The 14,028-nt window shown below is 43.6% G+C and carries 16 protein-coding genes; 5 read left to right on the forward strand and 11 right to left on the reverse strand.

Annotated elements, in window-relative coordinates; genetic code table 11:
- Positions 1-38: 38 nt before the first annotated feature.
- From CDG60_RS06805 to dapD, 4 genes are all read right to left on the reverse strand, one after another.
- Complete coding sequence (locus tag CDG60_RS06805; protein WP_087511280.1) at positions 39-458, reverse strand: hypothetical protein; 420 nt, start codon at positions 456-458, stop codon at positions 39-41.
- A gap of 13 nt (positions 459-471) precedes the next feature.
- Complete coding sequence (gene queC, locus CDG60_RS06810) at positions 472-1,143, reverse strand: 7-cyano-7-deazaguanine synthase QueC (RefSeq protein WP_087511281.1); 672 nt, start codon at positions 1,141-1,143, stop codon at positions 472-474.
- A gap of 34 nt (positions 1,144-1,177) precedes the next feature.
- Positions 1,178-1,888 (reverse strand): 7-carboxy-7-deazaguanine synthase QueE, encoded by a 711-nt coding sequence (queE, locus tag CDG60_RS06815; protein WP_087511702.1) that lies wholly within the window; start codon positions 1,886-1,888, stop codon positions 1,178-1,180.
- A 99-nt stretch (positions 1,889-1,987) separates the two neighbouring features.
- The gene (gene dapD, locus CDG60_RS06820; RefSeq protein ID WP_087511282.1) at positions 1,988-2,809 is read right to left on the reverse strand and encodes a 2,3,4,5-tetrahydropyridine-2,6-dicarboxylate N-succinyltransferase; all 822 of its coding nucleotides are present in this window, start codon (positions 2,807-2,809) and stop codon (positions 1,988-1,990) included.
- A 311-nt stretch (positions 2,810-3,120) separates the two neighbouring features.
- Here dapD and carO point away from each other — a divergent pair, with 311 nt between their 5' ends.
- Positions 3,121-3,864 carry an ornithine uptake porin CarO gene (carO, locus tag CDG60_RS06825; protein WP_087511284.1) on the forward strand — a complete coding sequence of 248 codons (744 nt, stop codon included), beginning with the start codon at positions 3,121-3,123 and terminating at the stop codon, positions 3,862-3,864.
- Positions 3,865-3,929: 65 nt separating this feature from the next.
- Here carO and CDG60_RS06830 read toward each other — a convergent pair whose 3' ends face one another.
- The 7 genes from CDG60_RS06830 to CDG60_RS06860 all read right to left on the reverse strand — a co-directional run bounded on the left by CDG60_RS06830 (position 3,930) and on the right by CDG60_RS06860 (position 10,827).
- The gene (locus CDG60_RS06830) at positions 3,930-5,138 is read right to left on the reverse strand and encodes an outer membrane protein transport protein (RefSeq protein WP_087511286.1); all 1,209 of its coding nucleotides are present in this window, start codon (positions 5,136-5,138) and stop codon (positions 3,930-3,932) included.
- Between the two features lie 186 nt (positions 5,139-5,324).
- Positions 5,325-6,248 carry a CysB family HTH-type transcriptional regulator gene (locus CDG60_RS06835; protein WP_087511703.1) on the reverse strand — a complete coding sequence of 308 codons (924 nt, stop codon included), beginning with the start codon at positions 6,246-6,248 and terminating at the stop codon, positions 5,325-5,327.
- Positions 6,249-6,297: 49 nt separating this feature from the next.
- Positions 6,298-7,359 (reverse strand): sulfate/molybdate ABC transporter ATP-binding protein, encoded by a 1,062-nt coding sequence (locus CDG60_RS06840; RefSeq protein ID WP_087511288.1) that lies wholly within the window; start codon positions 7,357-7,359, stop codon positions 6,298-6,300.
- A gap of 11 nt (positions 7,360-7,370) precedes the next feature.
- Positions 7,371-8,264, reverse strand: coding sequence for a sulfate ABC transporter permease subunit CysW (gene cysW / locus CDG60_RS06845; protein ID WP_087511290.1), 894 nt, complete (start codon positions 8,262-8,264; stop codon positions 7,371-7,373).
- Positions 8,261-9,094 (reverse strand): sulfate ABC transporter permease subunit CysT, encoded by an 834-nt coding sequence (gene cysT / locus CDG60_RS06850; protein ID WP_087511292.1) that lies wholly within the window; start codon positions 9,092-9,094, stop codon positions 8,261-8,263. Before cysT ends, cysW begins: the two co-directional genes overlap by 4 nt.
- Positions 9,095-9,178: 84 nt before the next feature.
- Entirely contained in the window at positions 9,179-9,784 is a 606-nt protein-coding gene (locus tag CDG60_RS06855) for an alpha/beta hydrolase (protein ID WP_087511704.1), read from the reverse strand.
- A gap of 32 nt (positions 9,785-9,816) precedes the next feature.
- On the reverse strand, positions 9,817-10,827 hold the full coding sequence (locus CDG60_RS06860) for a sulfate ABC transporter substrate-binding protein (RefSeq protein WP_087511294.1): 1,011 nt from the start codon (positions 10,825-10,827) through the stop codon (positions 9,817-9,819).
- A gap of 175 nt (positions 10,828-11,002) precedes the next feature.
- On the opposite strand from CDG60_RS06860, the gene pabC reads away from it, so the two are divergent.
- The 4 genes from pabC to CDG60_RS06880 all read left to right on the forward strand — a co-directional run bounded on the left by pabC (position 11,003) and on the right by CDG60_RS06880 (position 14,020).
- Positions 11,003-11,815 (forward strand): aminodeoxychorismate lyase, encoded by an 813-nt coding sequence (pabC, locus tag CDG60_RS06865; protein ID WP_087511296.1) that lies wholly within the window; start codon positions 11,003-11,005, stop codon positions 11,813-11,815.
- A 1-nt stretch (position 11,816) separates the two neighbouring features.
- On the forward strand, positions 11,817-12,878 hold the full coding sequence (gene mltG, locus CDG60_RS06870; RefSeq protein WP_087511298.1) for an endolytic transglycosylase MltG: 1,062 nt from the start codon (positions 11,817-11,819) through the stop codon (positions 12,876-12,878).
- A gap of 9 nt (positions 12,879-12,887) precedes the next feature.
- Complete coding sequence (gene tmk / locus CDG60_RS06875; RefSeq protein ID WP_087511300.1) at positions 12,888-13,496, forward strand: dTMP kinase; 609 nt, start codon at positions 12,888-12,890, stop codon at positions 13,494-13,496.
- Positions 13,497-13,642: 146 nt separating this feature from the next.
- A complete protein-coding gene (locus CDG60_RS06880; RefSeq protein ID WP_087511302.1) occupies positions 13,643-14,020 on the forward strand; it encodes a hypothetical protein in 378 nt (125 codons plus the stop codon).
- Positions 14,021-14,028: the final 8 nt, after the last annotated feature.

The following is a 14,028-nucleotide window of genomic DNA, read 5'->3' on the forward strand; positions in this document are numbered from 1 at the left end:
AAAGCCCGCATTCTGCAGGCTTTTTTATATTTGAACACTTAGTTTTTCGCTTGTGCAGCCTGAGCAGCTTTCATTGCTTCTTCAGTCAGGTTTTTCAGTTTACCTGTTAACTGAGGACCAAAGCATGCCTGTAAATCTTTATTCTGTTTCTGTACAAAAGCTAAAGTTGCAGGGCTTTTCTTCTGATTGATTGTGCTTTGAATTTCCCATTTCTGAGCATTGGTCAGACGGCCATCCGCTTCAACAGCACATGAACAGTATTTACTGACTTCAGCAGCAGAAAGTTTTTTGCCTTTAGCTGTTTCATCTTTACAAACATTAATCAGCGCTGCTTTTACATTGGAGCTTTTATAAGCTTCCTGCAGTTTATTGGATTCTGCTGCATGAGTCGCAGTTGCAAACAGAGCGACAGTTGAAAAACAAGCAGACATAATAATGTTTGATTTTAAAATATTCATAAAAACTACCTTATTAATTCGGTATGTAACGAGTCGGGTCCGCAACATCTGCATCAGCAAAACCTTGCTTACGTAAACGACAGCTGTCGCATTTACCACAGGCTCGCCCCTGGTCATCTGCCTGATAGCAGGACACTGTATTGGCATAGTCTACGCCATGTTCCATACCTAAGCGAATGATATTTGCTTTGGATAAATGTAACAGAGGTGTTTCAAATTTAAGAGGTTTTCCTTCAACACCGACCTTGGTTGCGAGGCGTGCCATGTTGGCAAAAGCGTCAATAAATTCTGGACGGCAGTCCGGATAACCCGAATAGTCCACAGCATTAATACCAATAACAATTGCTTGTGCATCAAATACTTCTGCCGCTGCCAGGGCATAAGATAAAAAGATGGTGTTACGGGCCGGAACATAAGTAACAGGAATGCCTTCCTGCTCGTGATCAGGTACTTCAATGTTATGGTCTGTTAATGCAGAGCCACCCAGGTTACCTAAATCTATATTAATGACACGATGTTCTACACCAGCCTGTTTTGTCAGTGCGCGTGCAGCATCCAGTTCAGTTGTTGAACGCTGACCGTACATGAAACTCAGAGCAATACATTCGTAACGAGCCTGCGCCCATGCCAGACAGGTGGTTGAGTCAAGGCCGCCAGATAATAAAACGATGGCACGTGGGCGCATACTGAAATCTCCAGAAAATTGAAATCAAAAGGGTTTAACGACCAGTTTCGTCATTCCACAACAGTTTATGTAACTGTAACTGGAAGCGAACAGGGAGATGGTCTTCAAGAATCCACTGTGCAAGATCACGGGCAAGCTGAGGCAGTTTTACAGCACCTTTTTCGACAGCAAAAGCAGGGGAAAACCACACTGTGCTTACTTTTTCATTCAGTTGATACTGTTCGAGCTGCTGTCTGGACCATTCATAGTCCTGACGGTTGCAGATCACAAATTTGATCTGATCATGCTGTGTCAGATAATCCAGATTACTCAACAGATTACGGTGATCTTCGCCAGAGGTTGGTGTCTTTAAGTCTAAGACCTTAGACACTCGCGGGTCAACCCGGGACACATCAAGTGCTCCACTTGTTTCTAAGGAAACTTCGCAGCCGGCATCTACCAGTCGCTGCATCAGAGGCAGGGCATTGGGTTGAGCTAAGGGTTCACCACCTGTTACACAGATATAAGGTGTTTTGAAATTCAGCGCAGTTTCAATAATCTGATCGAGGGACTGCCGTTCACCACCTTCAAATGAATACGTCGTGTCGCAGTATGTACAACGTAAGGGACAGCCCGTCAGACGGATAAAAACAGTGGGTAAGCCGGCAGCGTTGGCTTCACCTTGCAACGAATAAAAAATCTCCGTAATGCGTAACCCCGCAGACGGATCAGAAACAGGAATAGCGGAAGATCGGAGCGAATTCATAGCAATATTTACCATACTTCTTAAAAACAAAAATCCCCACGGCCATGACTGACCGTAGAGATGAGAACTTTACAGTTCCGCAGAAAAGGGTGAAATCAATCAGTCTTCACGAAGAAGTTCGTTCAGGCTGGTTTTAGCACGTGTTTTAGCATCAACTTTTTTAACAATAATAGCTGCATAAAGATTGCAGGTACCGTCTTTGGAAGGCAGGCTGCCAGAAACAACCACAGAACCGGCAGGTACACGGCCGTAGTGGATTTCACCAGTTTCACGGTCAAAGATTTTAGTGGACTGACCAATGAACACACCCATTGAAATCACAGAACCTTCTTCGACAATAACACCTTCAACAATTTCAGAACGCGCACCGATGAAGCAGTTATCTTCAATAATGGTCGGGTTTGCCTGAAGTGGTTCAAGAACACCACCGATACCTACACCACCAGACAGGTGAACATTTTTACCGATCTGTGCGCATGAACCAACAGTTGCCCATGTGTCAACCATAGTGCCTTCGTCTACATATGCGCCAATGTTCACATAAGAAGGCATCAGCACCACATTTTTCGCCTGGAAAGAACCTTTACGGGCAACAGCTGGCGGTACTACACGCACGCCTGCGGCTTTAAACTGTTCTTCAGTCCAACCGGTGAATTTAGTGTCTACTTTATCATAGAACTGAAGATCACATGATTCGATCGGCTTATTGTCATTTAACTTAAAAGACAGCAGCACTGCTTTTTTAAGCCATTGATGAACAATCCATTCACCATCAATTTTTTCTGCTACACGAAGTGCACCGTTATCAAGTCCAGCAATAGCCTGCTCAACTGCCTGACGGATTTCAGCAGGGCAATCAGCCGCTGTGAAATTTGCACGGTCTTCAAACGCCTGTTCGATGATAGTAGAAAGCTGAGTCATGGTCGTCCTTCCAAAAAAATTTTCAAGATTTTACACTAAATTGTGACGGAGATAGATGAAAAAACCACAGAAGATCGAAAAAATATAATCAAGCCAGGTTGATTTATCCTGTATTTACAGCATGTTTTTTCTTCATTATTTAAAACCTGTTCTAAAAAACAGGTGATTTTTCAAGCGGAAAAGTGAAATTGTATCAAAAAATAACAAAAACTAAGCAAAATTTGAATAAACAGTGATCAGGTTCTGCATTATAGTTCGCCATATAGAAAAACCAGTAATAAGTTTAAAAACCTTTTTTGAGGAGAAACACAATGAAAGCTTTACGTACTCTTTTAGTTGTATCCGCTTTAACAGCAGCTGGCACAGCAATGGCTGATTCATCTGTAGTGAAAGATGGTTATCAGTTTGCACCAAACCAGCTTGTTCCAACAGGTGTACGTGCTGAAGTTGGTACAACAGGTTATGGTGCTGCATTCCTTTGGACTGCTAACCCATACGTAGGTCTTGCGCTTGGTTATAATGGTGGCGACATTTCATGGTCTGACGATCTGTCTATTGACGGCACTAAATATGACATGGATATGGACAACAAACTTGCATATTTAAATGCTGAGATTCGTCCTTGGGGTGCCAGCGACAATGTATTGGCTCAAGGTCTGTATGTTGCAGCAGGTGTTGGTTATGTTGATAACGAATACGGCCTGAAAAAATCACTGCACAATTCAAATGACGTGATTAAAATTGATGGCAAAAACTACAATGCTCCATCTGGTAGCGGTAGCATCCAGGGCTCAATGAACTATGATAACCAGTTTGCTCCATACGTTGGTTTAGGTTTTGCACCTAAAATCAACAAAAACTTCGGTTTATTCGGTGAAATTGGCGCATACTATACAGGTAATCCATCTGTAAATCTGACTGCAACTGGCTTGAAAGAAGTTGGTGGTACTGGTACTGGTGCTGAAGCAGCGGATCGTCTTGAAGATAAAATCCGTAACAAAGATAAATATGAATGGTTACCAGTTGGTAAAGTTGGTGTGAGCTACCACTGGTAAGTTCAACACTGATTCATTCAGTATAAAAAACGGGCTTTGGCTCGTTTTTTTATGTCTGCAGTTTATTAAAAATGAAAGCCTGTTTTAAAACCATAAATAATGGCGTGGTTATTTTCAGCTTCAGATAAAGAGGCGATTACATTTGAATCTGTACTTTTTTGTCTGGAAGCTTTTCTGAATCTGATGTAATGCAGTCCAGCTGCGAGAAAGATTTTTTCATTGTAATGATAGATCAATCCTCCTCCAATGCCCAGATAGCCATTACTTGGGTTGAGTGTGGATAATGAATCATCTGTCCCAGAATCCCATGACAGCTCGTGTGCAGTGGACCAGTCTGAATTCCACTTGTGTATCAGACCTGCTTTGGCAGACAGCTGATTCTGATTGTACTGAATCATGCTGACGTTTTTTAATGAGGAATCGTAGACTGAGTAAGCATTCAGAACCTCTTGAAAGGTTGGTGGCTGAACATAAAAGTCTTTCCATTCCACCCATCTTAGTGATGCATAAATGAGATCGGTTGTACTGACCGCAGTCTGAATATCAAAATTGACGGATTGAGGTGTTTTGACGGTGGTCTTACCTGTCAGTGTCACTGGTGTGGCTATGGGCAGCTGTTCCTGAACATCAAAAGTATGTTTGACAGGAGAGCGGTAACTGAGACTGGTTCTGAATGCAATTTCAGGAATCTGATAACTGAGCCCAGCCAGCCAGCCCATTGAAAAATCCTGCTTCAGGTCAGAGGTGTATCCGTTCAGTAAATAATAGTTCTGTCCGCCCAGTTCAACCTCTCCTTTCAGCGTCTGTAAGACTGGACCTGCAAAAAAGTTCCAGTGAGCATCTGGCTGATACCCAACAGGAATGCTGATATTGTTACTGTCAAATTTGACCCTGACGGATTCAATATCTAAAGGCCCGATGACAGTTTCTGGGCGGTAACGATAGTCCAGATCAGTTCCAAAAGGTTTGTCAAACAGGAATCCGACGGATAGATCAGGACGTAGTTGTAGTTTTACTGCCCCTGTAATGAAAAGATAGTTTTTGTTGACAAGGTTTCCAGTGGAAAAGTCTGAAATACCAATCTGTGCGAGGGAATCCTGATTTTGCACCTGACCTGAAATGTCAGCTTTAAGCTGTGCAATCCCAAGTTCTGCATAATTCTCTGACTCAAGAAAAGGCATGATTGTCTGGCTTGATTTTTCCATACCCGCTGAAAACGAAGTCTGTGCGAACAACAGTAAAACTCCAGACACAGCAAGTGCTGAAATATTCATGTGTAGACCCCGGCGATGTGATTAATTAATTATTTTTGGAGGAATTTTGATAAATCCGAATGTAATGTATTGTAATTCTCATTTCGGTACAAGATGAAGCATGATTGGATTTACTGGTGAATATGATTGATTTTATTAATATTATAAAAAAGGACAATAATGCTGTTCATTATTGTCCTTAAGTTTTTAGTCTTCAGGATATGCGACTTTTTTCAGGGCTTTAATATCTGCTTCTGGTGAGCACAGAGAGATAAATTCATAGCCATAGCCACGCAGCAGATGACCTTTACGGACTGCAATCCAGGTTGTATTGACCCCAAAAATATCTGTTGGAATCTGTTTCAGACGGTAGTCACGCTCTTTGTCATAGGCGACAGCATTGACAATACCCACACCCATGCCAAGTTCGACATAGGTTTTGATGACATCGGCATCCAGAGCAGACATGACAATATCTGCATCTACGCCCGCGTCTTCAAATGCTTTATCAATTTTGGAACGTCCTGTAAAACCACCATGGTAGGTAATAATTGGGTGTTCAGCGAGATCTTCCAAGCTGATATTGTCTTTGGTCGCCAGAGGGTGGTGTTCAGGAGTAATGATGCTGTGCTGCCATTGATAATAAGGCACACTGGCAAGATTTTCTTCTGTGGTTAATGATTCGGTTGCAATCCCCAGATCGGCCTCACCCAGTAACAGCATTTCTGTGATTTCCACAGGGCTTGCCTGTTGTAAAATCAGATGAACTTTTGGAAACAGTTTTTTGAATGCATTGACAATAGGTGGAAGCACATAACGTGCCTGCGTATGTGTCGTGGCAATGGTCAGTGTACCTTCATCCACTTTGTTGAAGTCATCTGCCAGGCGTTTGATGTTGTCTGCATCGACCAGCATGCGTTCAACTATGCCGAGCAGCGACTGTCCTGGTTCTGTCAGACCCAGTAAGCGTTTACCTTTACGGACAAACAGCTGTACGCCCAGTTCATCTTCGAGGTCTTTGATATGTTTACTGACGCCTGACTGAGATGTATAGAGTGCTGCCGATGCTTCTGTCAGGTTAAAATTCTGACGCACTGTTTCCCGTATAATTCTTAGTTGTTGGAAATTCATAATTTTATTACTCTGGTTGGATGGGGGAGTTGCCCCCATCGGCATATTTTTATGCTACTTCATTTGCGAATAAATGTAATGCAGAAAGACTGATCCAGACGGTCTGATTCGGACGGAACTGATGCAGTTTTGCTTCTTCAGCCGACAGATTGATTTCAATCAGATTGCCCTGACGGTCAGTCAGTTCAGCCAGTACCTTTCCTGCAATCCAGACTTCACGCAGGAAGGTCGCCTGAATGGCATTTTCCTGAGGCTGAGCATGAATCTGCATTTCATCAGGACGGGCAAAAGCAATCACGGAACCCTGAGCTGCATTTTTAGCTGAAGCGAGCTGAATGGTGTCCTGACCAATCTGAACAGTGCCGGAGTTATTCTGTCCCTCAAAACGGTTTGCCTGACCTAAAAAGTCAAAAACAAACGGTGTTGCCGGTTTTTCATAAACTTCACGTGGCGAACCAATCTGTTCTACATTTCCTTTATTCATTACGATGATCTGGTCAGCAACTTCGAGCGCTTCTTCCTGATCGTGAGTCACAAAAATAGAGGTAATATGCAGTTCATCGTGCAGTGTACGTAACCAGCGGCGTAATTCTTTACGGACTTTGGCATCCAGAGCACCAAACGGTTCATCCAGCAGTAATACCCGTGGTTCTACAGCCAGGGCGCGTGCCAGTGCAATACGCTGACGCTGACCACCGGAAAGCTGTGCAGGGTATCTGTCAGCCAGGAAGCCTAACTGAACCAGGTCCAGCAGACGGGTGACACGTTTTTTAATTTCAGCTTCGTTTGGGCGGGTTGCACGTGGGCGTACACGCAGACCAAAAGCAATATTGTCGAAAACGGTCATGTGGCGGAACAGCGCATAGTGCTGAAATACGAAACCGACTTCACGTTCACGGACATGAACATTGGTTGCATCTTCGCCTTCCAGAATAACCTGACCACCATCAGCAGATTCAAGACCTGCGATGATGCGTAGCAGTGTGGTTTTTCCACAACCCGATGGTCCAAGCAGGGCAACTAGCTGTCCATCTGGAAAATCCAGAGAGATGTTTTTCAGTGCATGGAATGCACCAAAGTGTTTTTCAATATTTTTAACTTGAATACTCATGAGGTCATTCCTTAAGAAGCTGTTGAATCATCATTACGGGCGTTCTGTTTTTCCTGGCGTAACTCAACCCAGGTTTTCAGAATCAGTGTCACAATTGCAAGTAATGCAAGCAGTGAAGACACGGCAAATGCTGCGCTGAAGGTATATTCGTTGTAGAGAATTTCTACATGCAGTGGCAGGGTGTTGGTTTCGCCACGAATATGTCCTGAAACAACAGAAACAGCACCGAATTCACCCATTGCACGTGCATTACACAGAATGACACCGTAAATGAGACCCCATTTAATATTTGGCAGGGTAACTTTCCAGAAAGTCTGCCAGCCTGAAGCACCCAGTACAATGGCAGCTTCTTCTTCTTCAGTTCCCTGTGCTTCCATTAAAGGAATCAGTTCACGGGCAACAAAAGGAACGGTAATAAACACAGTTGCAAGAACAATAGCAGGAACGGCGTACAGAATTTTAATGTCATTGTCCATGAGCCATCCGCCAAACCAGCCTTGCGTACCGAAAATCAGCACCAGCATTAAGCCTGCAATGACTGGAGAAACAGAAAAGGGCATATCAATGATTGTGGTCAGAATGGATTTGCCACGGAAGTTGAACTTTGCAACACACCATGCAGCGGCAACACCAAAAACAACGTTCAGTGGAACGGCAATCACAGCGGTCAGCAGAGTCAGTTTCACTGCGGACAGTGTATCTGGATGAACCAGTGCCTGAAAATAAACACCGACACCCTGTTTAAATGCTTCAACAAAAACCAGTACCAATGGCAGAATCAGGCAGCTGATAAAGAAGATCAGTGCAATGATAATCAGAGTATTGCGTACCCATGCCGGTTCACGTGTTGCATCACGGGATTGCAGTTTCTGGGCTAATGCATTGCTGTTTGTATTCAGACTCATTTTACAGTCCTCCCTGTGCGACGGCTTGCCCATGCCTGAACCAGGTTAATCAGGAACAGAATGGCAAAGGAGATGACCAGCATAACCACAGCAATTGTGGTTGCACCTGCATAGTCATATTCTTCCAGTCGGGAAATAATCATGAGAGGAGCAATCTCTGTTTCAAAAGGCTGGTTACCGGCAATGAAAATTACAGAACCGTATTCACCAACGCCACGAGCAAATGCCAGGGCAAAACCTGTCAGCAGTGCCGGAAAAAGTACAGGCAGAATGACTTTGGTAATAATCTGGAAGCGGTTGGCACCTAAGGCAGATGCAGCTTCTTCAAGTTCTGTTTCAAAGTCACTCAGAACAGGCTGAACTGTCCGAACCACAAAAGGAATACCAATAAAAATCAGAGCAAGGGTAATCCCGATAGGTGTATAGGCAACTTTGATTCCGATCGGTTCCAGATACTGACCCAGCCAGCCTGTCGGTGCGTAAAGAGACGTTAAAGCAATACCGGCTACGGCTGTAGGCAGGGCAAAGGGTAAATCCACCAGTGCATCTACAATACGTTTTCCGGGAAAACTGTAACGAACCAGACACCATGCCAGCAGCAGGCCGAAAATGACGTTAATAAACGCAGCAATAAGTGCTGCACTGAAACTTAACTGCAAAGATTTTAAAATACGTTCTGAGCTGAGAATTTCCCATAAACCATCCCATCCGATACCTAAAGATTTAATAAAAACCGCAGATAAAGGAATCAGAACAATTAATGATAAATACGCAAGGGTAAAGCCCAGTGAAAGACCAAATCCAGGCAGCACTCGGGATCGCTGCGACATGATTACTCCTCAGAGAGAGAATACTGACCGAAGTCGGTCAGTGAAGATAAAATTCAATTTCGGCACAAGCATAATTTGCAGCTCTTAAATTGCAAATTTAAATAAATACTTCCTATCATCAGTATTGCTGATATAAGGCAGAAAATTTTCTGAAATCAGGAAATTCTGAAGTTGCGGGAATGTTCCAAAACCAGAAGCCACATTGATATGACCTGCCAGCCCAATATTTACAGGGGTCAGATCCCAGGCGTCAGCCAGTTGCAGTGCATCTGAAAAATTCAGCCAGGGATCGTTTTCACTGATGATCAGGGTGGTCGGAACATGAATCTTCAGATTATGAAAATAAGCCTGATAATCCGTCCGACTCAGTCTGGCAAAACCTGCTTCTCCAAATCTTGCAGGATTTGCAGGTGCAACCAGGATGACACTCTTAATTTTTTTTGCTAAGCGTGGATGCTGTGCCAGTGCGGCAACTGTGGTCAGACAGCCAAAACTGTGTGCAACAATCTGGATATTCTGTTGAACGGCATCTACAGTATTTACAAACTCTGCGATCCAGTCTTTCAGAACAGGAAGATTCCAGTCCTTCTGTTCAACACGGGAGCAGGACACAAGCTGACGCTGTAAAACTGACTGCCAGTGATCGTGTTCACTACCACCTACACCAGGTACAATTACGGTATGTATCATGTCCATGACTCCTTTGCTGATCTCAGGTCAGATTATTTGCTGGCACTGTTGGCTTTGACGATCTGGTCAAAAACACCACCGTTTTCAAAATGCTGTTTCTGAACTTTTGCCCAGCCACCAAACTCTTTATCAATTGTGACGAGTTTTAAAGGCTTGAACGTTGCTGAATATTTTTTCAGAACAGCTGCATTACGTGGACGGTAGAAATTCTTTGCCGCAATTTCCTGACCTGCCGGTGAATACAGATAGTTCAGATAGGCTTTGGCAAGATTCAGTGTTCCGTCTTTCTGCGCATTTTTTTCTACAATCGCAACAGGCGGTTCAGCCAGAATGGACAGAGACGGGGTAATGATTTCAAATTTACCCGGTTGTTCGCGGGTTGCCAGGAATGCTTCATTTTCCCATGCCAACAGAACATCACCAATGCCACGCTCTGCAAAAGTGGTGGTTGAACCACGGGCACCTGAGTCAAGGACTTTTGTCTGTTTATAAATCTGACGTACAAAGTCCTGTGCTTTTGCATCTGAACCATACTTATGTTTAGCCCATGCCCATGCGCCTAAATAGTTCCAGCGCGCACCGCCTGAAGTTTTAGGGTTGGGAGTTACAATTTCCACACCTGGTTTAACTAAATCGCCCCAGTCTTTAATCCCTTTTGGGTTGCCTTTACGCACTAAAAATACAATGGTGGACGTATATGGTGTCGAGTTCTGTGGAAATTTCTTTTGCCAGTCTTTTAGAAGCAGGTTACTGTTTTCTGCAATCGCATCAATATCAGCAGCCAGTGCCAGTGTTACAACATCGGCATTCAGACCATCAATGACAGCACGTGCCTGTTTGCCTGAGCCGCCGTGAGACTGTTTGAAATCAATGTCCTGACCGGTTTTTGATTTCCAGTAGCTTGCAAACTGTTTGTTGAAGTTGTCATAAAGCTCACGTGTTGGGTCATAAGATACATTCAGGAAATCTTTAGCCACTGCGCCAAAAGATACCGCTGAAATCACTGCTGCCAGAACCCCGGTTCTTAATGTTTTGAATTGCATGTTCATACCTCGGAAATTTTAAATTTTTTAAATGTTTTGTAACGTGAGGCAAGAATACATCTGCTTACTTTGCATAAAAAATAATAAAAAATGAATTTTATATGAATAAAAATGAAATATAAGATTTCATGATTTTCTTTTACACTATGGGCGGATTCAGCAGGAGCTTTCCGGTATGCGATGTTTCAGAAATGGTAAAGAGGTCAGTGACATTCATGTGCTTGATCGGGCATTTCATTATGGTGATGGCTGTTTTACAACAGCAAGGATACGTAATGGTCTGATTGAAATGCAGCAACGGCATTTTACCCGCCTTGGAGACAGTTGCAGCCGGCTCGCTCTGAAAGCAGATCTGAAACACATCACACAGACCCTTGAATTACTGGCGCAGACACAGGAAAGTGTTACTGGAACGCTGAAAATTCTGATCAGTCGTGGTCAGGGGCAAAGAGGTTACAGCCTGCCTGATCATCCGGCTGATGTATGGGTTTATTATTATCCGGCTCAGATGCTTGAATTTACTCATGACAGTATGACGACGGGTGTGCTGAAACAGTCCCTGGGCTTAAGCATGCCAGCACTGGTGGGACTGAAATCTTTAAACCGCCTGGAACAGGTGATGCTTAAAACAGAAGCAGACCTGCACGGATGGCAGGAAGCACTGGTCACAGATGTACAGGGTGCGGTTGTTGAAGGTGTGAGCAGTAATTGTTTCATGCGTATAAACGATACATGGATTACACCAGAACTCCGCTATAATGGCGTACATGGCGTGATGCGTGCAGAAATACTGGAGCGGATGCAACAGTCTTCGATTGTCTGTGAACAGCGTTATGTCGATATGGATGAAATCCGCCAGATACAGAGTCTGTTTTTCTGTAATGCGCTTCACCCCATGAAAATTGCAGCGGAACTGAATCAGCGCCAGCTGGAAGTACAGCCGTGTATTGACCTTTTTAATGTTTTACAACTGAATCAGATTCATTGATATGTCCACACCCAAAAAGAAAACCAGAAAGAACGCTCAGAAAAAAGCAGCAGGTCTTCCTTTCAGTATGAAAGGTGTGCTGATTGCCTGTGCAATATTTTCAGTGATGATCATTGTGATTTTAAAGCTGAGTCTGTTTAAGGACTATCCTGTAGAGGGTAAAAAACAGATGCTTGCAGTGGGTGCGGGAGATACCTATACAGGCTTTATTGACCGGCTGGCAAAGGAAAATAAAGTCAGTTTTCCTGCGGTGCTTAAGCTTTATCGAAAGCTGATGATTCATGACACGATGAAAGCCGGGGTCTATGAAGTCCGTGCAGGCATGAGTATCCGCCAGGTACTGGAAATGATCTCAGATGTAAATAATGCTCAGATGAATCGGGTACTGATCATTGAAGGGACAACATTCAGACAGCTGGTCGATGCACTGAAAAAAGATGATCTGGTCAAAAAAGAAGTGATCAGCTTGCCTTATGATCAGATGCTGAAAGCACTGGATATTCCATACAGTCATCCTGAAGGACTCTTTGCACCGGATACATATTTTTTTGCCAAAGGTGAATCTGACCGTAAGATTCTGACAGATCTGTATAAACGTCAGATGAAAGCACTGGATGAAGCATGGGAAAACCGTGCCTCAGATCTGCCTTATAAAGATAAATATGAAGCGCTGATTATGGCTTCCATTATTGAAAAAGAAACCAGCCTGGACAGTGAACTGGAACAGGTTTCGGGTGTGTTTGTCCGTCGTCTGAAAATGGGGATGCGTTTACAGACAGACCCAACCGTGATTTACGGCATGGGTGAACGTTATAACGGTAATATCACGCGGAAGGATTTAAGGACACCAACGCCTTATAACACCTACACTATAAATGGACTTCCGCCTACACCGATTGCGTTGCCTGGTGCAAAAGCAATTCAGGCTGCTATGCATCCGGACAGCTCAGACAATATTTATTTTGTAGCCACAGGAAACGGTGGACACAAATTCAGCGCCAGTTTAGCAGAGCATAATAAGGCGGTTCAGGATTATCTTTCAGTCATTCGTTCAAAAAATTAAGGAATCTGCATGTTTATCAGTTTTGAAGGCACTGAAGGTGTAGGAAAAACAACGCTCATTCGCAGTCTGTATGAATATTTTCAGCAGCAGGGACAGGATGTGGTGCTGACACGTGAGCCAGGTGGAACACCTATGGCTGAACAGATCCGCTCTCTGTTGCTTTCAGTCAATCATGATGAACAGATGAGCAATGATACCGAATTGCTGCTGATGTATGCGGCACGTGCACAGCATCTTGAGCAGGTGATTCTTCCTGCTTTGCAGGCAGGAAAAGTGGTTCTCTGTGATCGTTTTACCGATTCCAGTTTTGCATATCAGTGTGCAGGTCGTGGTCTCAGTCGTGAAAAACTGCAGTTATTGAACAATAATTTTGTGGTGAAAATGCCTGATATTACCTTCTGGCTTGATGCACCTACTGAGCTTGGCATGAGTCGGGCACGTGAGCGAGGTGCACTGGATCGTTTTGAACAGGAAAAAGTCAGCTTTTTTGAAAAAGTCCGTTCAGGCTTTGCAGAGATTTATCAGAATGAGCCTTTAAGAATGAAGCGTCTGGATGCAACTCAGACACCTGAACAGGTGTTTAAGGATGCCCTTGAGCTGATTCAACTTAAGCTCTGAAGATAACTGAATAAAAAAAGCTGACCTGAGTCAGCTTTTTTTATTTGAACTGGCTTGTTTGCGATATTTTATGGCTGAATCAATCAATCATGAGTTTTCTACATTGATACAATAAATGAGAATTATTATTGATAAAGGTGGGATTCATGTACATTCATCGCGTTGAAAATTTTCCTGTTGTTGAAATCGACTGTTCCAGGTCTATGCCTGTCGATGAGTCACTGGCTGTTTTTTCAGAGTTGCTTTTGCGTAAGCAGCCATTTGTCTTTATCGGTTCGGGTTCATTTCAGGACGAACAGAACAGCCATGAAGACCGTAAAAAAGTCGCTTTATGGGTGAAAGCGCATAAAGCGGAACTGACAGCATTTGTTCAGGCAATGATTTATATTCAGCCTGATAAAGCCATCCAGGCTGTTTTGAGACAATTTGCAGAAAACTATGAAAAATTTTCGGGTTATCCCATGATCATGGTTGAAAATGCAGAGCAGGCGAACCAGACTGTTCAAAGCTTATTATCTGCCTGAGTTCCGAA

The sequence above is a fragment of the Acinetobacter chinensis genome (assembly GCF_002165375.2).
Lineage (GTDB): Bacteria > Pseudomonadota > Gammaproteobacteria > Pseudomonadales > Moraxellaceae > Acinetobacter > Acinetobacter chinensis.

What these genes read in the sequence shown, in the direction of transcription:
- CDG60_RS06805 (WP_087511280.1), bottom strand. Translation starts at nt 458, where the DNA reads ATGAATATTTTAAAATCAAACATTATTATGTCTGCTTGTTTTTCAACT.
- queC (WP_087511281.1), bottom strand. Translation starts at nt 1,143, where the DNA reads ATGCGCCCACGTGCCATCGTTTTATTATCTGGCGGCCTTGACTCAACC.
- queE (WP_087511702.1), bottom strand. Translation starts at nt 1,888, where the DNA reads ATGAATTCGCTCCGATCTTCCGCTATTCCTGTTTCTGATCCGTCTGCG.
- dapD (WP_087511282.1), bottom strand. Translation starts at nt 2,809, where the DNA reads ATGACTCAGCTTTCTACTATCATCGAACAGGCGTTTGAAGACCGTGCA.
- carO (WP_087511284.1), top strand. Translation starts at nt 3,121, where the DNA reads ATGAAAGCTTTACGTACTCTTTTAGTTGTATCCGCTTTAACAGCAGCT.
- CDG60_RS06830 (WP_087511286.1), bottom strand. Translation starts at nt 5,138, where the DNA reads ATGAATATTTCAGCACTTGCTGTGTCTGGAGTTTTACTGTTGTTCGCA.
- CDG60_RS06835 (WP_087511703.1), bottom strand. Translation starts at nt 6,248, where the DNA reads ATGAATTTCCAACAACTAAGAATTATACGGGAAACAGTGCGTCAGAAT.
- CDG60_RS06840 (WP_087511288.1), bottom strand. Translation starts at nt 7,359, where the DNA reads ATGAGTATTCAAGTTAAAAATATTGAAAAACACTTTGGTGCATTCCAT.
- cysW (WP_087511290.1), bottom strand. Translation starts at nt 8,264, where the DNA reads ATGAGTCTGAATACAAACAGCAATGCATTAGCCCAGAAACTGCAATCC.
- cysT (WP_087511292.1), bottom strand. Translation starts at nt 9,094, where the DNA reads ATGTCGCAGCGATCCCGAGTGCTGCCTGGATTTGGTCTTTCACTGGGC.
- CDG60_RS06855 (WP_087511704.1), bottom strand. Translation starts at nt 9,784, where the DNA reads ATGATACATACCGTAATTGTACCTGGTGTAGGTGGTAGTGAACACGAT.
- CDG60_RS06860 (WP_087511294.1), bottom strand. Translation starts at nt 10,827, where the DNA reads ATGCAATTCAAAACATTAAGAACCGGGGTTCTGGCAGCAGTGATTTCA.
- pabC (WP_087511296.1), top strand. Translation starts at nt 11,003, where the DNA reads ATGCGATGTTTCAGAAATGGTAAAGAGGTCAGTGACATTCATGTGCTT.
- mltG (WP_087511298.1), top strand. Translation starts at nt 11,817, where the DNA reads ATGTCCACACCCAAAAAGAAAACCAGAAAGAACGCTCAGAAAAAAGCA.
- tmk (WP_087511300.1), top strand. Translation starts at nt 12,888, where the DNA reads ATGTTTATCAGTTTTGAAGGCACTGAAGGTGTAGGAAAAACAACGCTC.
- CDG60_RS06880 (WP_087511302.1), top strand. Translation starts at nt 13,643, where the DNA reads ATGTACATTCATCGCGTTGAAAATTTTCCTGTTGTTGAAATCGACTGT.